This window comes from Enterobacter sp. DSM 30060 (genome assembly GCF_013375955.1).
Taxonomy (GTDB): Bacteria; Pseudomonadota; Gammaproteobacteria; order Enterobacterales; family Enterobacteriaceae; genus Enterobacter; species Enterobacter intestinihominis.
The window spans coordinates 688,427-713,628 of the sequence record NZ_CP056118.1 but is presented as its reverse complement, the minus strand read 5'-3'; the positions used below and the strand labels follow the sequence as shown (position 1 = coordinate 713,628).

Below are 25,202 nucleotides of genomic sequence, written 5' to 3'. Positions count from 1 at the left end.
CAACTGGGACCGCTCCCATGAGCGGTCCCTTACGTGGTGTATGCTTAACGTAACTAACATGCGTAAGGATGGCTTATGAAAATTGTTATCGCTCCGGACTCGTATAAGGAAAGCTTGAGCGCGCTGGAGGTGGCGACAGCGATAGAGATCGGTTTTCGCGAAATTTTCCCCTCAGCGGAGTACGTCAAATTACCGGTTGCCGATGGTGGCGAAGGGACGGTGGAAGCTATGGTTGCAGCCACCCATGGGCGTCTTGTCCATGTTCCCGTTACCGGGCCTTTGGGAGAACGCGTGGAAGGGTTTTTCGGGTTATCCGGAGACGGGAAAAGCGCGTTTATCGAGATGGCGGCCGCGAGCGGTCTGGAGCTTGTTGCTCCTGCAAAGCGTAACCCGTTAATCACCACCTCGTGGGGGACCGGGGAACTGATCCGTCATGCGCTGGATGCGGGCGTTAAGCATATCATTATTGGCATTGGAGGCAGCGCGACCAATGACGGTGGCGCAGGCATGGTGCAGGCGCTGGGCGTAAAACTGCTGGATGCGAAAGCACAGCCCGTTGGGCCGGGCGGCGGCGAACTGGCAAGCCTTGCGCATATCGATCTTAGTGGGCTGGATGAGCGGCTGGCAGACTGTCGAATTGAAGTGGCCTGCGATGTGACCAACCCCCTGATCGGCGAGACTGGCGCTTCTGCGGTATTCGGTCCGCAGAAAGGGGCGACGCCGGAGATGGTCAGGACGCTGGACAACGCGCTTGCGCATTACGCAAACATTATCGCCAGGGATCTGGACATTGACGTCTTAAACCTGGCGGGGGGCGGAGCAGCTGGCGGAATGGGGGCGGCGCTGTATGCATTTTGCGGGGCACAGCTTCGTCGGGGGATTGAGATTGTCACCGATGCCCTGCATCTCGATGAACAGGTCGCGGACGCCGATCTGGTGATCACGGGCGAAGGGCGTATCGACAGCCAGACGATCCACGGCAAAGTGCCCGTTGGCGTGGCGAGAGTCGCGAAACGCTATAACAAACCGGTTATCGGCATTGCCGGCAGCCTGACGGCGGATGTTGGCGTGGTGCACGAGCACGGACTGGATGCGGTATTCAGCGTGATTTACACCATCTGCTCGCTGGAGGATGCGCTGGAAAATGCGCAACAGAATGTACAGATGGCCGCAAGGAATATTGCGGCGACCATAAAGGTGGGGCAGGGGATGTCGAGTTAACGTTCGTGCTCCTGTAGGCCCGGTAAGCGAAGCGCCACCGGGCTTTTGTCTTAGCTTCCTAACACCTTCATCGCTTCCCGCGTCACGTTGTCCATCTCGTCCAGTAGCTCCAGAAACTCCGGCTCAAGATCGGATTCTGGCGTACCCGCGCGGAGCTGCTGTTCAAGCAGCTGGCAGAGATTTTTCAACCGCGGCACGCCGCTGTAGCCGCAGCTACCGTGCAGTTTATGGATGGCCTCCAGCAGCCCTTCAGAGTTTTCGCCCACCAGCTGTTCTTCAACCTTGTTACGGATCTCAGGCAGGAAGTCCACCAGCATTTGCAGCATATCGCGGGCCAGATCGGCTTTGCCTGCTGCCTGGCGCAGCGCCAGTTGCCAGTCAAACGTGGCATTCTGGTTAACGCTGATTTCCGGCGATTCAGCTGAAATGGTGTACGTCCCGCCAATGTGACCCGGTTTGTAGCGCAGCAGCAGGCTGTGCAGCTTCTCTTCATCAATCGGTTTCGCCAGATAATCGTTCATGCCCGCACCCAGCAGTTTCTCTTTTTGTCCCGCCATCGCGTGCGCCGTCACGGCAATCACCGGCGTCTGCTGCTGGTGCGGAAGCTGACGAATTAATTCGCAGGCGCGGATGCCATCCATGCCCGGCATCTGAATATCCATCAGGATCAGGTCAAACTGCATCTGTTTGGCTTGTTCTACGGCTTCGGCGCCGCTGGTACACAGCTCAACGTGCTGAACCTGATCCTCAAGCAGCACGCCAATCAGCTTAAGGTTTGCCGGGTTATCATCCACGGCCATCACCGTCATCGGCAGCTTATGTTCGTCGTTTTCCAGCGGCAGGGACTGATGCGTCAGACGGCAATATTCGGTCAACGCAGGTAACAGCCGTGTGGCGGTGAGGGGTTTCAGCAGACATGCCGCCGCCCCGTCGTTTTTAAGCTCTTCGGCGTTGATTTGGGCGTGGCACGGCAGAGCCAGCAGCAGGTAGTCCGTCATTGAGGCCGCCTTCGCCAGCCGTTCCTGCTGCATGGTCAGTTCTCCGGTAAACGTCACCGGAATCCCCAGCAAAAGAATATCGTAATGATCGTTCGCCAGCGCGGAGAAGGTCGGGCTGTAGACCACCTCCAGCGGCGTGCTGCTTAATACATCCAGCGTACACTGCGCCGCGGCGGCGTTCGGTTCCACATAGGCCAGACGCATCCCTTTCAGGCAGTCGGTGACCGGACCGTCGGTTTGCACGTTCGGATTAAGATCAAGATTGATATGGAACCAGAAGGTCGAGCCCCGGTTAGGCTGGCTGTGGAAGGAGATATCGCCTCCCATCTCTTTCACCAGCTTTTGGGTGATCACCAGACCCAGGCCCGTTCCGCCGTGACGACGGGAAATGCTCGCATCGGCCTGGCGGAACGCCTGGAACAGACGCGACTGATCGCGCTCCGGAATGCCGATGCCGGTATCCCGGATCTGAACTTCAATCTGGACCTTATTATTACTGAGCGCCCTTTTTTCGACCAGAATGTCGATGTTGCCGCTCTCGGTGAACTTAATCGCGTTGCCCACCAGATTGGTGATGACCTGTTGCAGGCGCAGCGGGTCGCCAATGACGTTATCCGGTACGTCATTTTTGATATTGAGCGTCAGTTCCAGCCCCTTATCATGCGAGGAGTGGGCGAGAAGCGTGACCACGTCATCCAGTGTGCTGCGCAGCGGGAAGGGGATACTCTCCAGAATCAGCTTGCCCGCTTCCAGCTTCGAGAAGTCCAGTACGTCGTTAATAATGGTCAGCAGGTTGTTGGCTGAGCGTTCAATGGTATGCAGGTGGTCACGCTGGGTCGGGTTGAGCTCGCTTTTGAGCGTCAGACGGGTGAAGCCAATCACCCCGTTCAGCGGCGTGCGCAGCTCATGTGACATGTTTGCCAGGAACTCAGACTTAATACGGGCCGCCTCCTGAGCGCGTTTTTTCGCCAGATCCAGCTCCACGTTCTGGATCTCCATCTGCTCCAGCGTTTCGCGCAGGTCAGAGGTGGCCTGGTCAACGTTGTGCTGCATCTCTTCGTGATAAGCCGCCAGCGACATCGCCATTGAGTTGATGCCGTTTTTCAGCATATCCAGCTCGCCGAGCATGAAGCCTTCCACGCGGCTGTCCAGCTGACCCCGGCGGATCCGGTCAACGGTATTCACCATGTTACGGATAGGCCCCGTGACGTCGCGCATCAGCCGCCAGCCGAAGATCAACGCGATGCCGATACAGAACAGCATCATCACGCCGGAGATGAATATTTCTTTGTACTGCTGGAGCCGCACCGACTTGAGATCCAGCTCCAGCGCCACATATCCCAGCATATTATTGCTGGACTTCGCATCGGACTGGGCGGATTCGTCGGGTGAATAGCTTTCTGAGATAATCGGCGTGCGCAGGATCATGATATCGCCGCGCCGCAGGACCGTGAGATGACGCGGGAAAGGGGTACCTTCCGGGATTTTCAGCGACGTGGGATCCAGATGGAAATTCGAGGTGACGAAAAGACGGTTATGCTCATCGTAAACGGAAATGGCGCGCACAATCTCTGAATGACGGCGGTGCAGCACGCTGATTAACTGACCAATGGATTCACGGTTTTGCAGGTTCATACCGTACTCGCTGGAGACGGCCAGCGGTTCGATAATGCTGGCCCCGGCATCTTCAAGCTGTCTCTGCAAATCGTTATAGCGATGCACCACAAAGAAAATGCTCAGCAGCAAACCGATGAGAACGGTAGGAGCGAGGATCAAAATCATCATGCGCGCGCGCAGGCTGTAGTTGGTCATGGAGTTCCGTTATGGGACAATCAGGCTAATTATGTTTATTTGAGAACAATCTCGGCGATGGCGCAATTCTACTCTGCAAAACGACGCGTGACGACGCGTCAGATCATAACTGTTGAAGCCTCTGACCTCGATCCTTTTGGACAGGGGGTAGCGCGTCACAAGGGTAAGACACTGTTTATCACAGGTTTGCTGCCAGGAGAACGCGCAGATATTACGCTGACGGAAGACAAACGCCAGTATGCGCGCGGCCAGGTCAAGCGCCGTCTTAATGATAGCCCGGAGCGCGTGACGCCTCGCTGCCCCCATTTTGGCGTTTGCGGAGGCTGTCAGCAACAGCATGCCAGCACAGAATTACAGCAAAAAAGTAAAAGCAACGCGCTGGCCCGCCTGCTAAAACATGACGTCAGTGACATCGTTGCTGACCAGCCGTGGGGCTACCGTCGCCGCGCTCGCCTGAGTCTAAGCTACCAGCCAAAAACTGAAAGGCTGGAGATGGGTTTTCGCAAAGCCAGCTCCAGCGATATCGTCTCCATCACGCAATGCCCTGTTTTGGTGCCCCAACTTGAGGCACTGCTCCCGGCCGTGCACCACTGTCTTGCATCGCTGGATGGTGTGCGTTCGCTGGGCCATGTCGAACTGGTGCTGGCCAACGGCGGCCCGCTGATGGTGCTGCGCCACACCGCACCGCTGTCCAGGGCAGATCGCGAAAAACTGGAACGCTTTTCGCATTCTCATGAGCTTGCGCTTTTCCTCGCGCCGCAAAGCGAGATACTTGAGCAGGTTAGCGGAGACGCGCCCTGGTATGCGTCAGACGGGCTACGCTTAACGTTTAGCCCGCGGGATTTTATCCAGGTCAATGACGGCGTGAACCAGCAGATGGTGGCGAACGCGCTGGCGTGGCTTGACGTCCAGCCCACCGATCGGGTGCTCGATCTGTTCTGCGGTATGGGTAACTTTACCCTGCCGCTGGCCCGCAAAGCCGCAAGCGTGGTCGGGGTGGAAGGCGTTGAGGCGTTGGTGGCGAAAGGCCAAGAGAACGCCCAACAGAACGGCTTGCAAAATGTGACATTCTTTCATCAAAATCTTGAGGATGATGTTACTCAGCAACCGTGGGCTAAGCAGGGCTTTGATAAGATCCTGCTCGATCCGGCGCGCGCAGGTGCGCCGGGCGTGATGCAGCATATAATTAAACTCGCGCCTGAACGCGTCGTCTATGTTTCCTGTAACCCGGCGACGCTGGCCCGTGACAGCGAAGCATTATTGAGCGGGGGTTACCAGATTCGGCGTCTGGCAATGCTGGACATGTTCCCGCACACTGGACATCTGGAATCAATGGTGTTGTTCGAGCACATCTAATGAGTTTGGCTTGTCGACTTCGACAGGCCCTTGTCCCTAAAGGAGAGGACGATGGTTGCGGTAAGAAGTGCACATTTAAATAAAGCTGGTGAGTTTGACCCTCAAAAATGGATCGCAAGTCTGGGGATTTCCAGCCAGCAGTCGTGTGAACGCTTAACCGAAACCTGGGCCTATTGTTTACGCACAACGCAGGGGCATCCGGACGCTGAACTGCTGTTGTGGCGCGGCGTGGAGATGGTTGAAATTCTCTCCATGCTTAACATGGATATCGAAACGCTACAGGCCGCACTGCTGTTCCCACTGGCAGATGCTAACGTGGTGACGGAAGACGTGCTGCGTGAAAGCGTCGGCCAGTCCGTCGTGGCGCTCATCCACGGCGTGCGTGATATGGCCGCCATCCGTCAACTGAAAGCCGCGCAAACGGATTCTGTCTCTTCCGAGCAGGTGGATAACGTCCGCCGCATGCTGCTGGCGATGGTGGATGATTTTCGCTGCGTGGTGATCAAGCTGGCCGAACGGGTTGCCCATCTGCGCGAAGTGAAGGATGCGCCGGAAGACGAGCGCGTCCTGGCCGCCAAAGAGTGTACGAATATCTATGCGCCGCTGGCGAACCGTCTGGGTATCGGGCAACTGAAGTGGGAGCTGGAAGATTACTGCTTCCGCTATCTGCATCCGGCGGAATACAAACGCATTGCAAAATTGCTGCACGAACGCCGCATCGACCGCGAACACTATATCGAGGAATTTGTCAGCGGGCTGCGCCAGTCGATGAAAGAGGAGAATGTGCGCGCCGAGGTCTACGGGCGTCCGAAGCACATCTACAGCATCTGGCGCAAAATGCAGAAGAAACACCTCGCCTTTGACGAGCTGTTTGACGTGCGCGCCGTGCGTATCGTGGCGGAGCGTCTCCAGGACTGCTACGCCGCGCTGGGGATAGTACATACTCACTTCCGCCATCTGCCGGATGAGTTCGATGACTACGTCGCGAACCCCAAACCGAATGGCTATCAGTCCATCCACACTGTGGTGCTCGGCCCCGGCGGCAAAACTGTGGAAATTCAGATCCGTACTAAACAGATGCACGAAGACGCCGAGCTGGGCGTCGCCGCGCACTGGAAGTACAAAGAAGGCACTTCCGGCGGCGCGCGCTCCGGTCACGAGGACCGTATCGCCTGGCTGCGTAAGCTGATTGCGTGGCAGGAGGAGATGGCCGACTCCGGCGAAATGCTCGACGAAGTGCGCAGTCAGGTCTTCGACGATCGCGTCTACGTCTTTACCCCGAAAGGGGATGTGGTTGATCTGCCGGCAGGCTCTACGCCGCTCGATTTCGCCTACCACATTCACAGCGACGTGGGGCACCGTTGCATCGGGGCGAAGATCGGCGGACGTATCGTACCGTTTACCTATCAGCTACAGATGGGTGACCAGATTGAAATCATCACCCAGAAGCAGCCAAACCCAAGCCGCGACTGGCTGAATCCAAACCTCGGTTACGTGACCACCAGCCGCGGGCGCTCTAAAATTCACGCCTGGTTCCGCAAGCAGGATCGTGACAAGAATATCCTTGCCGGTCGTCAGATCCTTGACGACGAGCTGGAGCATATCGGGATAAACCTGAAAGAGGCGGAGAAGTTCCTGCTGCCGCGCTACAACTTCAACGAGCTCGACGAACTGTTAGCGGCGATTGGCGGCGGCGATATCCGCCTGAACCAGATGGTGAACTTCCTGCAAGCGCAGTTCAACAAGCCAAGCGCGGCAGAGCAGGATGCGGCAGCGCTGAAACAGCTCCAGCAGAAAACCTACGCTCCGCAGCAGCGCAGCAAGGACAATGGCCGCGTGGTGGTTGAAGGGGTGGGTAACCTCATGCACCATATTGCCCGCTGCTGCCAGCCGATACCGGGTGACGATATTGTCGGCTTTATCACCCAGGGGCGCGGGATCTCAATTCACCGCTCCGACTGTGATCAGCTTGCTGAGCTGCAATCGCATGCGCCGGAACGTATCGTGGAAGCCGTCTGGGGTGAAAGCTACTCCGCTGGCTACTCGCTGGTGGTGCGCGTAACTGCCAACGACCGCAGTGGCCTGCTGCGCGACATCACCACCATTCTCGCCAACGAGAAGGTCAACGTGCTGGGCGTTGCCAGCCGCAGCGATACCCGCGAGCAGCTTGCCACCATCGATATGACCATCGAAATCTATAACCTGCAGGTGCTGGGCCGGGTGCTCGGTAAACTGAACCAGGTGCCGGATGTGATTGACGCGCGTCGTCTGCACGGCGGCTGAACATCCTCTTCTGTAGGCCGGGTAAGGCAACGCTGCCACCCGGCATTTTGACATCAGGACAGAACTATGACTCAAATCGACCGCCTGCTTGGCATCATGAAACGCCTGCGCGACCCGGAAAACGGCTGCCCGTGGGATAAAGAGCAGACTTTCGCCACCATTGCGCCTTACACGCTGGAAGAGACCTACGAAGTGCTGGACGCGATTTCGCGCGAAGATTTCGACGACCTGCGCGGTGAGCTGGGCGACCTGCTGTTCCAGGTGGTGTTCTACGCACAGATGGCGCAGGAAGAGGGGCGCTTTAACTTTGACGACATCTGCGCCGCTATCAGCGACAAGCTGGAGCGCCGTCATCCGCATATCTTTGGCGATGCCTCCGCAGGCAACAGTGCGGAAGTGCTGGCGCGCTGGGAGCAGATCAAAAGCGCCGAACGCGCTGAAAAATCCCAGCACTCGGCGCTGGACGACATTCCCCTGAACCTTCCTGCGCTGATGCGCGCGCACAAAATTCAAAAGCGCTGCTCGGCGGTAGGGTTTGACTGGACCTCTCTCGGCCCGGTGCTGGAAAAAGTGCACGAAGAGATCGACGAAGTGATGCATGAAGCGCAGCAGGCCGTTGTGGATGAAGCAAAGCTGGAAGAGGAGATGGGCGATCTGCTGTTCGCGACCGTCAACCTTTCTCGCCACCTCGGTGTAAAAGCGGAAACCGCCCTGCAAAAAGCGAACATTAAATTCGAACGTCGCTTCCGCGAAGTTGAGCGCATTGTGGCCTCGCGCGGCCTGGAAATGAGCGGCATTGACCTCGAGGCGATGGAAGAAGTCTGGCAGGAAGTAAAACGCCAGGAACATGATCTCTAACGAAATTTTGCGATCAAGCGCAATTTGTGTGATTTTTTAAATGACAAGCGCTTGATTTGTGTCAAAAACATTTACCCAAAAGGGGCTATTTTCTCACTCCTTATGTTTGTCATGGCCTGGGAAGGAGACGGAGAATGAAAGTTTGTGGCGCTCGTCGTGTTCGGGTATACTACTTTCCCGTCCTGGTTATTCCATCGTTTCACCCTAACTTCTCAGGTTCAGCATGACAACGAACTATATTTTTGTGACCGGCGGGGTCGTATCCTCTCTGGGTAAAGGCATTGCCGCAGCCTCCCTCGCAGCCATTCTTGAAGCCCGTGGCCTCAATGTGACCATGATGAAACTGGATCCGTACATCAACGTCGATCCAGGCACCATGAGCCCAACCCAACACGGGGAAGTGTTCGTTACTGAAGACGGCGCTGAAACCGATCTGGATCTTGGCCACTACGAGCGTTTCATCCGTACCAAAATGACCCGTCGTAACAACTTTACGACTGGCCGTATCTACTCTGACGTTCTGCGTAAAGAGCGCCGTGGTGACTACCTGGGCGCGACCGTGCAGGTCATCCCACACATCACTAACGCCATCAAAGAGCGTGTCCTTGCCGGTGGCGAAGGGCATGACGTTGTGCTGGTTGAAATCGGCGGTACCGTAGGGGATATCGAATCCCTGCCGTTCCTCGAAGCGATTCGTCAGCTGGCGGTAGATATTGGTCGTGAGAACGCGCTGTTCATGCACCTGACGCTGGTGCCTTACATGGCGGCGGCAGGTGAAGTGAAAACCAAACCGACTCAGCACTCTGTTAAAGAGCTGCTCTCCATCGGTATTCAGCCTGATATCCTGGTTTGCCGTTCCGATCGCGCGATTCCAGCGAACGAACGCGCGAAAATTGCATTGTTCTGTAACGTGCCTGAAAAAGCCGTTATTTCAATGAAAGACGTCGATTCCATTTATAAAATCCCGGGCCTGTTGAAATCACAGGGTCTGGACGATTATATTTGTAAACGATTCAGCTTGAACTGTCCGGAAGCTAACCTGTCTGAATGGGAGCAGGTTATTTACGAAGAAGCCAATCCGGGCGGCGAAGTGACTATCGGTATGGTCGGCAAGTATATTGAACTGCCGGATGCCTATAAGTCAGTTATCGAGGCGCTGAAGCACGGTGGTCTGAAGAATCGCGTCTCCGTCAACATCAAGCTGATTGATTCGCAGGATGTTGAAACGCGCGGCGTCGAAATTCTCAAAGATCTGGATGCGATTCTCATCCCTGGCGGCTTCGGCTACCGTGGTGTTGAAGGCAAGATCGCCACTGCACGCTATGCGCGTGAAAACAATATTCCATACCTCGGCATCTGCCTGGGTATGCAGGTTGCGCTGATTGAATTTGCGCGCAACGTAGCGGGAATGGAAAACGCGAACTCTACGGAATTTGTGCCAGACTGTAAGTACCCTGTCGTGGCGCTGATTACGGAATGGCGCGACGAAGACGGTAACGTCGAAGTCCGTACCGAGAAGAGCGATCTGGGTGGCACCATGCGTCTTGGCGCACAGGCCTGCCAGCTGTCAGACGATAGCGTGGTTCGCAAGCTGTACGGCGAGCCGGTGATTACCGAGCGCCATCGTCACCGCTATGAAGTCAACAACATGTTGTTGAAACAAATTGAAGCTGCGGGTCTGCGTGTTGCGGGCCGTTCCGGGGATGATCAGTTAGTCGAGATCATCGAAGTGCCAAACCATCCGTGGTTCGTGGCCTGCCAATTCCACCCGGAATTTACTTCAACGCCGCGTGACGGGCATCCGCTGTTTGCAGGCTTCGTGAAAGCCGCCAGCGAGTACCAGAAGCGTCAGGCGAAGTAAAAAAAGTTAGAACGGCAACGCGTACCCCTGGTACGCGTTGTTTGTCTGGAGTTTTAGTTTAACTTGTACTGAGGAAAATCTAATGTCCAAAATCGTTAAAGTCATCGGTCGTGAAATCATCGACTCCCGTGGTAACCCGACCGTTGAAGCCGAAGTTCATCTGGAAGGTGGTTTCGTCGGTATGGCTGCTGCTCCATCAGGCGCATCTACAGGTTCCCGCGAAGCGCTGGAACTGCGTGATGGCGACAAATCCCGTTTCATGGGCAAAGGCGTACTGAAAGCGGTTGGCGCTGTTAACGGTCCTATTGCTCAGGCTATCGTTGGCAAAGATGCCAAAGATCAGGCTGGCATCGACAAGATCATGATCGATCTGGACGGTACTGAAAACAAATCTAACTTCGGTGCGAACGCAATCCTGGCAGTTTCCCTGGCGAACGCCAAAGCAGCAGCTGCTGCTAAAGGTATGCCACTGTTCGAGCACATCGCTGAACTGAACGGCACCCCAGGCAAATACTCCATGCCTGTACCAATGATGAACATCATCAACGGTGGTGAGCACGCAGACAACAACGTTGATATTCAGGAATTCATGATTCAGCCTGTTGGCGCGAAATCCCTGAAAGAAGCGGTGCGTATGGGTTCTGAAGTGTTCCACAACCTGGCTAAAGTTCTGAAAGCTAAAGGTATGAACACTGCTGTTGGTGACGAAGGTGGCTACGCGCCAAACCTGGGTTCTAACGCAGAAGCGCTGGCTGTTATCGCTGAAGCGGTTAAAGCAGCAGGCTACGAGCTGGGCAAAGACATCACCCTGGCGATGGACTGTGCAGCATCTGAATTCTACAAAGACGGTAAATACGTTCTGGCTGGCGAAGGCAACAAAGCATTCACCTCCGAAGAGTTCACCCACTTCCTGGAAGACCTGACCAAACAGTACCCAATCGTTTCTATCGAAGACGGTCTGGACGAGTCTGACTGGGATGGTTTCGCATACCAGACCAAAGTACTGGGCGACAAAATCCAGCTGGTTGGTGACGATCTGTTCGTAACCAACACCAAGATCCTGAAAGAAGGCATCGAGAAAGGCATCGTTAACTCCATCCTGATCAAATTCAACCAGATCGGTTCTCTGACCGAAACGCTGGCTGCGATCAAAATGGCGAAAGACGCTGGCTACACCGCTGTTATCTCTCACCGTTCTGGCGAAACTGAAGACGCTACCATCGCTGACCTGGCTGTGGGTACCGCTGCTGGCCAGATCAAAACCGGTTCTATGAGCCGTTCTGACCGTGTTGCTAAATACAACCAGCTGATTCGTATCGAAGAAGCGCTGGGCGAAAAAGCACCTTACAACGGTCGTAAAGAGATCAAAGGCCAGGCATAAGCCTGAACTTTCGTTCTTATGAAAAAACCCGCTTCGGCGGGTTTTTTGTTTTCTATAGCAGAAGCGGCAGCGTGGCGCTGGCCGTTTGCTGGCTTACGTCACCGTAATGGCTGTCTACTGCAATAAGGGAAGTGGTAAGCAGTTCAACCAGCAGCATCACGCCAACCTTGGCATTGAGCGCACCCGCGCTCAGCGGTCCCTCGGGCTTGGCTGCAACCAGCTGTAAATCGCTCAGGGAGGCCAGCGGGCTGCGGGGCGTATTGCTGAGCGCCAGTACCTTAACGCCACGCTTGCGGGCGAGTTTCACCACGTGAAGCAGATCCCGTGTAGAGCCAGAACTTGAGATGGCCACCACCAGCGTCTCTTTTGAGAGCGTCGTCGCATTCATGGCGGCGCGATGCATATCGCTAAACAGCTGTGCAGGTTTGCCGAGTCGCAGCAGCTTGTAATGCAAATACTCCCCCAGAATCGCGCTGGCTGCCACCCCGTAAATTTGCACTGATTGCGCCTGATGCAGGGCCAGTGTCGCCTGTTCAAGCTGGGCCCGGTCGAGGAGTTTTGCGGTATCTTGCAGCGCCTGGACAGACTCATCCACCACGTTATCTATCGCATCTCCTGCCTGACGCTCTGGCAAACCCTGCTGAATATCCAGCGCAAGCGCCATTTTAAATTCGTTATATCCCTTACAGCCCAGCGTGCGGCAAAGGCGTGTGACGCTGGCCTCGCTGGTGCCGCTTTCACGCGCCAGCTCGGTGATCGTCAGGTAGAGCACCCTGGCAGGATCGTTGAGAACAAACTCCCCCAGTTTTTGTTGCGTTGGGCTGTACCCGGAAGCCTCCTGGCGTAGCTTCAGCAGCAGGTTTTCATGGTCCGACATGCTAGATCCTTAATGCGTTTCTCTGCCAACTAGTGTGGCGGAAAGCGGGGGAGAGATGCCAGTCATTTCGAAAAAGTATGATCGGCGTCCTGGTTTTTGGTGGTAATTTTCACAATTAAAATTATATGTGGTAAAAATTTTCATCAACAACCAGGGGGATAAAAAAATGATGCAAATGTTCAGCGGAGCGTCTTCCGGCGGATGGTTTGAAAAAGCGCAGCGCTTTGGCAAATCCTTTATGTTACCCATCGCCATACTGCCCGCAGCAGGTCTGTTGTTGGGGATCGGCGGGGCGCTATCGAATCCGAATACGCTTACCGCGTATCCATTTTTAGACGTTGGCTGGCTACAGGCCATCTTTACCATCATGAGCAGTGCAGGCTCGATTGTGTTCGCAAACCTGTCGGTACTGTTTGCTGTTGGGGTCGCCGTTGGGCTGGCAAAAAATGATAAAGGTACGGCAGGGCTGGCGGCATTACTCGCTTATCTGGTGATGAATGCCACTATCAATGCGCTGCTGATCCTGACCGGAAAACTGGCGTATGAGAACCCGGGCACCGTAGGGCAGGGCATGACGCTGGGTATTCAGACGCTGGAAACGGGCGTGTTTGGTGGGGGCGTTATTGGGCTTGTGACCTGCGCACTGCATCATCGGTTTAATAAAATCGCGCTTCCGCAATTTCTGGGCTTTTTTGGCGGCTCGCGCTTCGTTCCCATTATCAGCTCGCTGGCGGCGATACTCGTCGGCGCGCTGATGACCGTGGTCTGGCCGCATTTTCAGAAGCTGATCTTTGGCCTTGGCGGGTTGGTGGATGCCACCGGCTATCTGGGGACATTGCTGTACGGCTTCATCCTGCGCATGCTTGGCCCGTTTGGCCTGCACCACATCTTTTATCTGCCGTTCTGGACCACCGCGCTTGGCGGCAGTGAAATTGTTAACGGTCACCTGGTTGAGGGCACGCAGCGGATCTTCTTCGCTCAGCTCGCGGACCCGAACACCCAGCACTTCTATGAGGGCACGTCGCGCTTCATGTCCGGGCGCTTTATCACGATGATGTTTGGCCTGCTCGGCGCCTGCCTGGCGATGTACCACACGGCTAAACCCGAGAACAAGAAGCGCGTAGCCGGGCTGCTGCTGTCAGCGGCGTTAACCTCTTTCCTGACGGGCATTACCGAGCCCATCGAGTTCTCATTCCTGTTTATTGCGCCGGTGCTGTACGTCATTCATGCGCTGTTTGACGGGCTGGCGTTTATGCTCGCGCACATGCTGCATATCACCATCGGGCAAACTTTCTCCGGCGGGTTTATTGATTTCGTGCTGTTCGGCATTTTGCAGGGTGAAGCGAAAACTAACTGGATGTTCGTCCCGCTGGTAGGCGTACCGTGGTTCTTCCTTTACTACTGTACTTTCCGCTATCTGATTAAACGTTTTGATTTTGCCACGCCGGGCCGTGAAAAGGAGGCGTTGGCTGACGAGGCTACCCTGCCGCAAAGCGAGCGTGCCGCGGCGGTGGTCGCCGGATTGGGTGGAAGAGACAATCTGGATGACGTTGACTGCTGCGCCACGCGTCTTCGCGTCACGGTGAAAGACGGTAGCAAAGTCAATGAAGCAGCACTGAAAGCGACCGGCGCGCGCGGCGTTATCGTCCGCGGCAACGGTGTCCAGGTCATCTATGGCCCGCACGTCACCCTTATCAAAAACGAAGTGGAAGAGATCTTATCGTAATGAAAACTGTACTGGATAACCTGAAAGGAAAACTGGTCGTCTCCTGCCAGGCGCTGGAAAATGAACCGCTGCACAGCCCGTTTATTATGTCGCGAATGGCGCTGGCAGCAGCCCAGGGCGGTGCCGCTGCGATCCGCGCCAATAGCGTGGTGGATATCAAGGCTATCAAAGGGCTGGTCTCACTGCCGGTCATCGGCATCATCAAACGGGACTATCCGGATAGCGAGGTGTTTATCACCGCGACGCTCAAAGAAGTGGATGAGCTGATGGCGGTCGCCCCGGACATCGTTGCGCTGGATGCGACCGCCCGGAAACGGCCCGGTGGCGTATCGCTGGACATGCTGATCGCGCAGATCCGCACCCGTTACCCTTCGCTGCTGCTGATGGCGGATATTGCCACCGTGCAGGAGGCCGTGACCGCGCAGGCGCTGGGGTTTGATTGTGTCGGAACCACCCTTTACGGTTATACGGCAGAGACCGCGGGCCATTCGCTACCGGAAAATGACTGCGCGTTTTTGAAAGAGGTGCTGTCTGCCGTCACGATCCCCGTGATTGCCGAAGGTAACGTGGATACCCCCGATCGCGCGGCCAGGTGTCTGGAGTTGGGGGCGCATACGGTTGTCGTCGGCGGGGCGATCACCCGACCGCAGCAAATTACGGAACGGTTTATGGCGGCAATTGGCGCGCAAAGCACCGATGGAGCATGATCATCTGACGGGGATCTGCGATACTTATCGTTTATTCCCTTAACAGAGTTGACTATGCAGTACCCGATTAACGAGATGTTCCAGACCCTGCAAGGCGAGGGTTACTTTACCGGCGTTCCCGCTATCTTTATTCGTTTACAGGGATGCCCGGTTGGCTGCGCCTGGTGTGATACCAAACATACGTGGGATAAGCTCGCAGATCGGGAAGTGTCGCTGTTCAGCATTCTGGCGAAAACCAAAGAGAGCGATAAATGGGGCGCGGGCAGCGCGGAAGATCTGCTTGCCATTATTGGTCGTCAGGGCTGGACGGCGCGGCATGTGGTGATCACCGGCGGGGAACCCTGCATTCACGATTTGATGCCCCTCACCGAACTGCTCGAGAAGAATGGCTATAGCTGTCAGATCGAAACCAGCGGTACCCATGAAGTGCGCTGCTCCCATTCAACGTGGGTAACGGTTTCACCGAAAGTGAATATGCGCGGCGGTTATGACGTACTGTCGCAGGCGCTTGAGCGTGCGGATGAGATCAAACATCCGGTGGGGCGCGTGCGTGACATCGAAGCGCTGGACGAACTGCTGGCGACGCTGACGGATGAGAAGCAGCGCGTGATCGCGCTACAGCCTATCAGCCAGAAAGACGATGCAACCCGTCTGTGCATTGAAACCTGTATCGCCCGCAACTGGCGCCTGTCGATGCAGACGCACAAATATCTGAACATTGCCTGATACTTTTGTGGCCCCGCTTAACGCGGGGCTTTTGTTGTTGGCAGTAAAGCCCAGGTCACGACTGCCGACCCAAGGCAAATCGCACTGTTGAACAGCAAGGCATACTGCGCGGCACTGGCCGTTCCCATCGGCAGCCATAGGGCGTACAGCGATGCGGTGACCGCGATCCCCATTGCGCCGCCCAGGGAACTGCCCATCTTATAGATCCCTGAAGCCACCCCCACTTTGTTTTCAGGGGCATTCATTACTGCCGTGTCCGTTGAGGGCGTGGCATAACATCCGAGCCCCAGCCCGAATAAAATATTGCTCAGAAAAACGGTAACAATGTAGACCTCTTTGCTTAAGAAGGTGCATGAAATCAGCGTAATACCTGTTGCGGTCAGTAGCGGGCCGGTCATCATCGGCAGCCTGGCGCCATAGCGCTGAAGCAGTTTTTCACCCACCCGGATCATCGCCAGTACGGTAACCAGATACCCCAGCGTCATCATACCGGTCTGTAGCGGTGACAGATGATGGCCTTGCTGCAACCAGATGCTGGCGATCATCATGGTGCCAATGCAGCCGTTGAGCAGGAAATTTGAGAATACCGAGGCGCTATAGGCCCTGTTTTTAAACAGGGCGAAATCGATCAACGCCGCATCGCCCTTCCGCCGCCCGGTAACGACAAAGCACATCAGTGCAATCACGGCTCCACACAGTACAAGAAGCGATAAACTGCTGCTCCAGCCCCAGCTGTGTCCTTTGCTGATAAACAGATTAAACAGCACCAGCATAAGGACAAAACTCACCAGGCCGCTGATATCCAGCTTGTGTCGACACGCATCAGGGCTGCGGCTTTCCGGCGTGGCGCGGATAAGCAATAGCGCGACCAGAGCCACCACTATCGACAAAATAAAAATCCAGCGCCAGCCCAGCGTGGTGGCGATGGCGCCTCCCACAAACGAGCTCAGGCCACTCCCGCCCCATGAACCAATAACCCAGAAGCTGATTGCGCGCTGGCGTGCTTTCCCTTCATACCAGGTCTTAATCAGCGCCAGCGTGGCGGGCATGATGCAGGCCGCGGATAGCCCCTGTATCGCTCTTCCCAACAGAAACAGGACGGGCTCCCATGAAATGAACAGCAGACCGCTTCCGATCATGCTCAAAATCAGGCCTGTCATGGTCAGGCGCATGCGCCCAAACTTATCGGCAAACCCACCGCAGGCTACGACAAAACAGCCGCTAAACAACGCGCTCAGGCTGACGGCCAGCGTAAGGGTTTCGAGGGCAATGTCGAGGCTATTCTGCATGGCCGGAACCACGTTGATAACCGACTGGGCAAACAGCCAGAAGGTCAGAACGCTCATGACGATACCCGCCAGCAGCCGATCGTTACCGGCGTAGGCGGATGCGTCTGTCAGGGAAACGGTACTCATAATGCAGCCCTCCCGGGAAGGTGCGAATCAGCGCAGATAGTGTTCGGTCAGTGCGGCCCACAGCGCCGCGCCGGTGAGGAGAATAGTGTCGTTAAAGTCGTAGCCCGGGTTATGCACCATGCAGCGGTCAGGCTCATCGCCAGCGCCAAGGGTGAAATAACAGCCATTGGGATTTTTCTCGAGCATGAACGCAAAGTCCTCGCTGCCCATAAACGCATTCACCTCCGCGACGGAATCCTGACCGAACAGATCGGTGGCGACGTTGCGCACCATCTCATTGGCTTGCGGATTGTTTTTCAGTACCGGGCTGCCATTAATGTGTCGAATGGTAGCCGTGGCATTGAAACTTTCCGCCTGCGCAACGGCGATATCATGGATGCGCTGTAGCACGGTTTGCCGCACGCTTTCATCCAGCGTGCGCACGGTAAGTTTCATCAATACTTTGTCGTTGATGATGTTGGGGGCATGTCCAGCCTGAATGCTGCCTACGGTAACGACGGCAGGCTGAAAAGGAGTGATATTGCGCGAAACAATGGACTGCAAAGCGATAGTGATATGACAGGCAACCAGGGTGGCATCTACGGTATGTTCTGGCACCGCGCCGTGCCCCCCCACGCCGTTAACCTCAATATGAAGGGTGTCCGAAGAGGCCATCATGGCGCCATCGCGCAGACCAATTTTTCCGACGGGCTGTGACGGCATATTGTGCAGACCAAAAATGTGGTCGCAGGGGAACAGGTCAAACAAACCGTCCTCTACCATAACGCGTCCGCCATACAGAAGTTCTTCCGCAGGCTGAAAAATAAGGTGCAGCGTGCCGTTAAAATTGCGGGTGCGTGCCAGGTACTCCGCTGCATACAGGAGCGTTGTGGTGTGGCCGTCATGACCGCAGCCGTGGAATTTACCCTCAACGGTACTGCTCCAGGCCTTGCCGCTGTTTTCCTGCATAGGCAGCGCATCCATGTCGGCGCGCAGACCCAGGCGTTTAGGCCCGTTACCCACCTTCAGCGTGCCGACCACACCGGTTTTCGCCAGGCCGCGATGAACCTCATATCCCCATTCCTCAAGCAACGCCGCAACGCGATCGCTCGTATTGTGCTCCTCAAAACCAATTTCAGGATGCTGATGAAAATAGCGACGTAATTCAGTGAACTGGGCCTCTTTGCCGCGCAGAGCTTCGATAATTGGATGTGTCATTTTTGTTATCCTTTTTATGCCAAACGGTGATAATTTCGAGTCTATGACGATCGCACTGCCAGAAAATGCATTTTTTTGTTGTAAAGCGACGGTTTTGTTTTGATTGTTTTTCATACAATTCCGTTATGACAAAAAAGAGCCGGTCATTATTTGTCTTTGATGAGGGGAAAGATGAATCAGCGGGGAGATGAATTTTGGGTGGAGATCCAGGACATTCGCCACTGCGTGGAGGATGAAGGCGATACGCTAACGTTGCTCTGGGTGCTGGAAGGGCGGGCTGAGCTGAATACCGATGTGGGACGTGACATCCTGGAGGCCAATACCCTTGCCATCATCAACCGTCATCGGCGCTGGCAGTTCACGAGCGAAACGGCAAATATCACCCTGCGCGTGTCCCTTTCCGGGCGCTGGGTGGTCCAGCTCTGCAATGATTTTTTTGTCCATGATTACGCTATACCGGCAGAAGCCGGAGGCGTCTGGCCCCAATGCGATGCGCTTCGCGATCTGCTGCGCCAGCTTCTTGTGGTCACCCTCATCAACGATCCACACCGCTACCGGCTGGAGGCGTACCGCTGGCTGAGCGAGATATTGCTGTTGCTGACCAGCCGCTTTCAGCAGCCCGCCCGGTTTTTGTCCCGTGAACTTTCCCCAGCGCACAGCAAACGCATTGCCCGGGTGATAGAGCGGATCAATGCCAGTTATTCTCGCCGTATTACGCTTGCGGAAATCGCCGCGAGTGAATATGTCTCTGAAGCCTGGCTCTCTCGTCTCTTTAGAAAGGAGGTGGGGATCAGTTTCATGCAGTACATCACCACCCTGCGGCTGGAAAAGGCGGCTGACGCGCTCCGTCTGACGAACCGACCGCTGCATCAGATTGCGCTTGAGCAGGGTTTCGCCAGCACGCGTATGATGACCGATCGGTTTCGGCGTGTTCACAATATGTCCCCGGGTGAGTTTCGTAAGTCCCGACGCCAGCACCCGGAGGCCACACGTGTTCGTACGGACAGGTGTGAGCAGCGCTATCCGGTGGCCATGGATAAGCTGTTTAGCCTGCTCAATGAACCGGTGGCGCGCGGCTGGGGAGCCTCCCCGCTTATCGATCGACCGCAGCAGGAGCAGACACTGGATCTTGAGCAGCTTAATCCTCTCTCCACCTCGCTGCGCCGTATGCGGGTAGTCATTACTCTGCGTGAGCTTGACGATTTACTGCGTGAGGACGTTCGTCAGAATCTTGAAGCGATAAATGAGGCCATTCCCATAGAGGGAATTGATATCGCCGAACCTTTTCTCAGCAGCCGTCTGTTTGCCACCGGGTGGGATGACCCCCAGATGGCGGGCTACGCCTGCTGGTACAATCTGCATCAGCTCTTCACCTGGCTGGCAAAAAAGCAATGGACGGTGCTGCTGCACACCGGCGTAACGACCCGTCGCGATCTACTTGCCCGTTTTTTACAACGGTCGGTCAATCATTTTTCGCCCGTGATCACCGCGGGCTGGCACTTTGTCATGCACTGGTCAACACAGGCGAGTGAGGAGACCCGGGAGCAGGTCTGGCTGGCGCAGCAAAACGTCATACGCAACTATCTGCCACAGGCAAAGTTTGGTTTATGGCATCGATTTTCACCCGACAGCGCGGGCGTGAGCGACAATACCCTGTTCAGCTCAGCCATCCTGATGCAGGCCGATTTTCTTGCCTGTTCAGCCGATGCCAATGAACTTCTCGATCCTGCGCAGCGGGAGCCAGCCCAACTCTCTTCTACAGAAAATTATCCGGTACAGAAGATCCGCCAGATTATCGCCGCCCTTCGTCTGCGCAAATGTTCGCTTCCCGTCTGGCTTCTCTCCTGGAATACCCTCACCGGGAACACGCGGGCGACAAACGGCTGGTTTTTTCGTGGGGCGCTGCTGATGCAGAGCCTGCTCGGGCTATCGGAACAGGTCTGGCTAGGGGGATTCTGGCTCAATTCGGGCCTTCAGGGTGAAGCCCGTGCGAACAACACCATCGATACGTCAAGCCTTGCGCTACAGTACAACCATGGTCTTCCACGGCCGGTTTATTGGGTACTCTGGCTCTGGCAACGCCTGCGGGGCGAGGTGCTGGTAAACGACGGACGTGTTCTGCTCACGCGCCATCACAATGGTTACCAGTTGCTGCTGCGTAATGTGGTGGTTTTTAATCCGCTCCTTTCCAGTGAAGAAGCATTCATCCAGCGTTTTCGCCAGCAGTATCATTTACACCTGAAGGGAATGCGCGGTATTTGGCGAATTAAACGCCATCTTTTCGATCAGCATAACGGCGCGCTCTATCCGTTGCTTGAAGGGGTAGGCAGCGAAAGCGGCCCTGACGAAGAGATGTGGCGCTGGATAGCGCACAAAGCGCGTCCAACGTTTTCCCTATACGATGAACGCATTGATGACGGCTGGCAACTGACAGAATCACTGGAGAGTAATGCGCTGGTGCTCTATGAGTTTACGCCGCTCGTGCCTCTTGAGGCCGAAACGGAGGAGATTCACTCCCCGCGGTAGACGCAGCCTGCCGTGCAGGTCTCTTTGATCATCACCGCGCTCAGCAGCGGCACAAGCGGTTTCATCTGATCCCAAATCCATTTCGCCAGCACTTCGCTGGTCGGGTTTTCAAGGCCCGGAATATCATTCAGATAGTAGTGATCGAGACGATCGTAGGTCGGCTTAAACGCGGCCTTCAGTTCGGCAAAGTCCATGATCCAGCCCGTATGGGGATCGACTTCACCGGTGATTTCAAGACGCACCATAAACGAGTGTCCATGCAGGCGGCCACATTTGTGCCCGGCAGGAACGTGTGGAAGGTGGTGTGCGGCTTCGAAGGTGAAATCTTTAAACAGTGTGGTGGACATCATAGCTCTCAGGAATGCGGAAAAAACCGCCGCATAGTACCGGAAAGCACAATTTTTATCATTAACTAAAACGGCTCTGAACGGTCACCGCCTCGTATTCATGGTGTATATCGACTTTTATTGTTTTATTTCATATGGTTATTTAATCGCTTTTATCGTTAAGAACGATAACTAAAACAGGTTAGTCCATTTGGTTATTAATTATTTCCATCCCTTCTTTAATTGTTATTATCCCCGCCGTTAACCTTATCTTCAGTTTGGATTTATTCGCTTAAAGTCCGCTTTGCTACTGGAACATAACGACGCATGACAACACAGGCCCCACCTTCAAATTTGCTTCCCCTTAACCCGGAGCAACTGGCGCGCCTCCAGGCCGCGACTTCCGATTTTTCACCCATCCAGCTTGCCTGGGTCTCCGGCTATTTCTGGGGAATGCTGAACCAGCAGCCGGGTGCTGTGGCAGGCGTACCGCCAACGGCCGTTGAAATTCCTGCCATCACGCTTATCTCCGCTTCGCAAACGGGTAATGCCCGTCGTGTGGCCGAAGCGCTGCGTGATGACCTGCTCGCCGCGAAGCTGAACGTTAACCTGGTCAACGCCGGGGATTATAAATTCAAACAGATCGCGTCAGAAAAACTGCTGGTGGTGGTGGCGTCAACGCAGGGGGAAGGTGAGCCTGCTGAAGAAGCCGTCGCGCTGCACAAGTTCCTGTTCTCGAAAAAAGCGCCAAAGCTCGAGGGCACCGCCTTTGCCGTCTTCGGCCTCGGTGATACGTCCTATGAATTTTTCTGCCAGTCCGGTAAAGATTTCGACAGCAAGCTGGCGGAGCTGGGCGCAGAGCGCCTGCTGGATCGCGTAGACGCTGACGTGGAATACCAGGCTGCCGCCGCCGAATGGCGGGCGCGCATCGTTGAGGTGCTGAAGGCCCGCGTCCCGAAAGAGACGCCAGCGCAGGCCGCCGTTACCGTAGCCGGCACCGTTAACGAAATCCACACCAGCCCTTACACGAAAGAGGCGCCACTGACGGCGAGCCTGTCGGTAAACCAGAAAATCACGGGCCGTGATTCAGAAAAAGACGTGCGCCATATCGAAATCGATCTCGGTGACTCTGGCCTGCGTTACCAGCCTGGCGATGCGCTGGGCGTCTGGTATCAGAACGATCCGGCGCTGGTGAAAGAGCTGGTCGAGCTGCTGTGGCTGAAAGGCGATGAACCGGTTACCGTGGACGGCAAAACGCTCTCGATCTCCGAGGCGCTCCAGTGGCATTTCGAACTGACGGTCAACACCGCCAACATCGTTGAAAACTACGCCACCTTAACCCGCAGCGAATCGCTCCTTCCGCTGGTCGGGGACAAGGCGAAGTTACAGCAATACGCGGCGACAACGCCGATTGTCGATATGGTGCGTTTCTCTCCGGCACAGCTGGATGCTGACGCGCTGGTCGGCCTGCTGCGTCCGCTGATCCCGCGCCTGTACTCCATCGCCTCCTCGCAGGCGGAAGTGGAAAACGAAGTCCACATCACCGTTGGCGTGGTGCGTTACGACATCGAAGGCCGCGCGCGCGCGGGTGGGGCGTCAGGCTTCCTGGCAGACCGCGTGGAAGAAGAGGGTGAAGTTCGCGTCTTTATCGAGCACAACGACAACTTCCGCCTGCCGGCGAACCCCGAAACGCCGGTGATTATGATTGGCCCGGGCACCGGTATTGCGCCATTCCGCGCCTTTATGCAGCAGCGTGCGGCAGACGACGCGCCGGGTAAAAACTGGCTGTTCTTCGGCAACCCGCACTTTACTGAAGATTTCCTCTACCAGGTTGAGTGGCAGCGCTACGTCAAAGAGGGCGTGCTGACCCGCATCGATCTGGCCTGGTCCCGCGATCAGAAAGAAAAAGTATACGTACAAGACAAACTGCGCGAACAGGGCGCAGAGCTGTGGCGCTGGATCAATGACGGCGCCCACATTTATGTCTGCGGCGACGCCAATCGTATGGCGAAAGACGTTGAGCAGGCACTGCTGGAAGTGATTGCCGAATTCGGCGGTATGGATGCCGAAACGGCGGATGAATTTTTAAGTGAGCTGCGCGTAGAGCGCCGTTATCAGCGAGATGTCTACTAATGAGCGAAAAACATCCTGGCCCACTGGTGGTCGAAGGCAAACTGACTGATGCCGAGCGCATGAAGGTAGAGAGCAACTACCTGCGCGGTACCATTGCCGAAGATTTAAATGACGGCCTGACCGGCGGTTTCAAAGGCGACAACTTCCTGCTGATCCGTTTCCACGGTATGTACCAACAGGACGACCGCGATATCCGCGCCGAGCGTGCCGAACAGAAGCTGGAGCCGCGTCACGCGATGCTGCTGCGCTGTCGTCTGCCGGGCGGGGTAATCACCACGAAACAGTGGCAGGCGATCGACAAGTTTGCCGGTGAAAACACAATCTACGGCAGCATTCGTCTGACCAACCGTCAGACCTTCCAGTTCCACGGCATTCTGAAGAAGAACGTCAAGCCGGTGCACCAGATGCTGCACTCCGTGGGTCTGGACGCGCTGGCGACTGCCAACGACATGAACCGTAACGTGCTCTGCACCTCGAACCCGTACGAATCTGAGCTGCACGCCGAAGCGTACGAGTGGGCGAAAAAAATCTCTGAACATCTGCTGCCACGTACCCGCGCCTATGCGGAGATCTGGCTCGATCAGGAGAAAGTCGCCACCACCGATGAAGAACCGATCCTTGGCCAGACCTATCTGCCGCGTAAGTTTAAAACCACGGTGGTGATCCCGCCGCAGAACGATATCGACCTGCACGCCAACGACATGAACTTCGTGGCGATTGCCGAAAACGGCAAGCTGGTCGGCTTTAACCTGCTGGTGGGCGGCGGTTTGTCCATTGAGCACGGTAACAAGAAAACTTACGCCCGCACCGCGAGCGAGTTCGGCTTCCTGCCGCTGGAGCACACGCTGGCCGTGGCAGAGGCGGTGGTTACGACCCAGCGCGACTGGGGTAACCGTACCGATCGTAAAAACGCGAAAACCAAATATACCCTTGAGCGCGTAGGCGTCGAGACGTTCAAAGAAGAAGTGGAGCGTCGCGCGGGCATCAAGTTTGAGCCGATCCGCCCTTACGAATTCACCGGTCGCGGCGATCGCATCGGCTGGGTGAAAGGCATCGACAATAACTGGCACCTGACGCTGTTTATCGAAAACGGCCGTATTCTTGATTATCCGGGCCGTCCGCTGAAAACCGGCCTGCTGGAAATCGCAAAGATCCACAAAGGCGAGTTCCGTATTACCGCCAACCAGAACCTGATCGTCGCCAGCGTGCCGGAAAGCGATAAGGCGAGAATTGAAGAGCTGGCCCGCGAGCACGGGTTGATGAACGCGGTGAAGCCGCAGCGTGAAAACTCAATGGCCTGCGTGTCGTTCCCGACCTGTCCGCTGGCGATGGCCGAAGCCGAGCGATTCCTGCCGTCCTTCACTGATAAAGTGGAGGCGATTCTGGAAAAACACGGTATTCCGGACGAGCATATTGTTATGCGCGTGACGGGCTGTCCGAACGGCTGCGGCCGCGCGATGCTGGCCGAACTCGGTCTGGTAGGGAAAGCGCCGGGTCGCTATAACCTGCACCTGGGCGGTAACCGTATCGGGACACGTATTCCGCGTATGTTCCGCGAGAACATCACCGAGCCGGAAATTCTCGATTCCCTCGACGTGCTTATCGGACGCTGGGCGAAAGAGCGCGAAGCGGGTGAAGGCTTCGGCGACTTTACGGTACGTGCGGGCATCATTCGCCCGGTGCTCGATCCCGCAAGGGATTTCTGGGAGTAATCCATCCTTTGCCCGGTGGCGCTTCGCTTACCGGGCCTACGGGTTTTGTAGGCCGGGCAAACGCAGTGCCGCCCGGCGAAACAGGCA

Annotated in this window: 17 protein-coding genes; 12 read left to right on the top strand and 5 right to left on the bottom strand. The window is 56.0% G+C overall.

Annotated elements, in window-relative coordinates:
- Positions 1–75: 75 nt before the first annotated feature.
- Complete coding sequence (locus tag HWQ15_RS03340) at positions 76–1,221, top strand: glycerate kinase (protein WP_063148661.1); 1,146 nt, start codon at positions 76–78, stop codon at positions 1,219–1,221.
- Positions 1,222–1,271: 50 nt separating this feature from the next.
- On the opposite strand, the gene barA is transcribed toward HWQ15_RS03340, so the two are convergent.
- Positions 1,272–4,031, bottom strand: coding sequence for a two-component sensor histidine kinase BarA (barA, locus tag HWQ15_RS03335; RefSeq protein WP_063148660.1), 2,760 nt, complete (start codon positions 4,029–4,031; stop codon positions 1,272–1,274).
- A 57-nt stretch (positions 4,032–4,088) separates the two neighbouring features.
- Here barA and rlmD point away from each other — a divergent pair, with 57 nt between their 5' ends.
- The 5 genes from rlmD to eno all read left to right on the top strand — a co-directional run bounded on the left by rlmD (position 4,089) and on the right by eno (position 11,770).
- On the top strand, positions 4,089–5,387 hold the full coding sequence (gene rlmD, locus HWQ15_RS03330) for a 23S rRNA (uracil(1939)-C(5))-methyltransferase RlmD (protein WP_022649205.1): 1,299 nt from the start codon (positions 4,089–4,091) through the stop codon (positions 5,385–5,387).
- Positions 5,388–5,438: 51 nt separating this feature from the next.
- Positions 5,439–7,670: a GTP diphosphokinase gene (gene relA / locus HWQ15_RS03325; protein WP_022649204.1), complete on the top strand. Its 2,232-nt coding sequence runs from the start codon at positions 5,439–5,441 to the stop codon at positions 7,668–7,670.
- 66 nt (positions 7,671–7,736) lie between these two features.
- Positions 7,737–8,528 (top strand): nucleoside triphosphate pyrophosphohydrolase, encoded by a 792-nt coding sequence (mazG, locus tag HWQ15_RS03320; protein ID WP_022649203.1) that lies wholly within the window; start codon positions 7,737–7,739, stop codon positions 8,526–8,528.
- Between the two features lie 223 nt (positions 8,529–8,751).
- Positions 8,752–10,389, top strand: a complete 1,638-nt coding sequence (gene pyrG, locus HWQ15_RS03315; RefSeq protein WP_022649202.1) for a glutamine hydrolyzing CTP synthase — start codon at positions 8,752–8,754, stop codon at positions 10,387–10,389.
- An 82-nt stretch (positions 10,390–10,471) separates the two neighbouring features.
- A complete protein-coding gene (gene eno, locus HWQ15_RS03310; protein WP_022649201.1) occupies positions 10,472–11,770 on the top strand; it encodes a phosphopyruvate hydratase in 1,299 nt (432 codons plus the stop codon).
- 52 nt (positions 11,771–11,822) lie between these two features.
- Here eno and HWQ15_RS03305 read toward each other — a convergent pair whose 3' ends face one another.
- The gene (locus HWQ15_RS03305) at positions 11,823–12,647 is read right to left on the bottom strand and encodes a MurR/RpiR family transcriptional regulator (RefSeq protein WP_015571725.1); all 825 of its coding nucleotides are present in this window, start codon (positions 12,645–12,647) and stop codon (positions 11,823–11,825) included.
- 166 nt (positions 12,648–12,813) lie between these two features.
- Between HWQ15_RS03305 and HWQ15_RS03300 the strand changes: the two genes are divergently transcribed.
- From HWQ15_RS03300 to queE, 3 genes are read left to right on the top strand one after another with little or no spacing between them, the layout of a single operon-like run.
- A complete protein-coding gene (locus tag HWQ15_RS03300) occupies positions 12,814–14,373 on the top strand; it encodes a PTS transporter subunit EIIC (RefSeq protein ID WP_063148718.1) in 1,560 nt (519 codons plus the stop codon).
- Positions 14,373–15,080 carry an N-acetylmannosamine-6-phosphate 2-epimerase gene (locus tag HWQ15_RS03295; protein ID WP_023298492.1) on the top strand — a complete coding sequence of 236 codons (708 nt, stop codon included), beginning with the start codon at positions 14,373–14,375 and terminating at the stop codon, positions 15,078–15,080. Before HWQ15_RS03300 ends, HWQ15_RS03295 begins: the two co-directional genes overlap by 1 nt.
- Positions 15,081–15,134: 54 nt before the next feature.
- Positions 15,135–15,806 carry a 7-carboxy-7-deazaguanine synthase QueE gene (gene queE, locus HWQ15_RS03290; RefSeq protein ID WP_006811780.1) on the top strand — a complete coding sequence of 224 codons (672 nt, stop codon included), beginning with the start codon at positions 15,135–15,137 and terminating at the stop codon, positions 15,804–15,806.
- 17 nt (positions 15,807–15,823) lie between these two features.
- On the opposite strand, the gene HWQ15_RS03285 is transcribed toward queE, so the two are convergent.
- Positions 15,824–17,221 (bottom strand): MFS transporter, encoded by a 1,398-nt coding sequence (locus tag HWQ15_RS03285; protein WP_032626005.1) that lies wholly within the window; start codon positions 17,219–17,221, stop codon positions 15,824–15,826.
- A gap of 27 nt (positions 17,222–17,248) precedes the next feature.
- Positions 17,249–18,418 carry a M20 aminoacylase family protein gene (locus HWQ15_RS03280; protein ID WP_023306836.1) on the bottom strand — a complete coding sequence of 390 codons (1,170 nt, stop codon included), beginning with the start codon at positions 18,416–18,418 and terminating at the stop codon, positions 17,249–17,251.
- Between the two features lie 171 nt (positions 18,419–18,589).
- Here HWQ15_RS03280 and HWQ15_RS03275 point away from each other — a divergent pair, with 171 nt between their 5' ends.
- A complete protein-coding gene (locus HWQ15_RS03275; protein WP_063148658.1) occupies positions 18,590–20,944 on the top strand; it encodes a helix-turn-helix domain-containing protein in 2,355 nt (784 codons plus the stop codon).
- Here HWQ15_RS03275 and queD read toward each other — a convergent pair.
- On the bottom strand, positions 20,929–21,294 hold the full coding sequence (queD, locus tag HWQ15_RS03270; protein WP_006811776.1) for a 6-carboxytetrahydropterin synthase QueD: 366 nt from the start codon (positions 21,292–21,294) through the stop codon (positions 20,929–20,931). The two genes, HWQ15_RS03275 and queD, sit on opposite strands and share 16 nt — an antisense overlap.
- Positions 21,295–21,597: 303 nt before the next feature.
- Here queD and cysJ point away from each other — a divergent pair, with 303 nt between their 5' ends.
- Both cysJ and cysI read left to right on the top strand, forming a co-directional pair.
- On the top strand, positions 21,598–23,403 hold the full coding sequence (cysJ, locus tag HWQ15_RS03265; RefSeq protein ID WP_063148657.1) for an NADPH-dependent assimilatory sulfite reductase flavoprotein subunit: 1,806 nt from the start codon (positions 21,598–21,600) through the stop codon (positions 23,401–23,403).
- Positions 23,403–25,115 carry an assimilatory sulfite reductase (NADPH) hemoprotein subunit gene (gene cysI / locus HWQ15_RS03260; protein WP_063148656.1) on the top strand — a complete coding sequence of 571 codons (1,713 nt, stop codon included), beginning with the start codon at positions 23,403–23,405 and terminating at the stop codon, positions 25,113–25,115. The genes cysJ and cysI overlap by 1 nt, the downstream gene beginning before the upstream one ends.
- Positions 25,116–25,202: the final 87 nt, after the last annotated feature.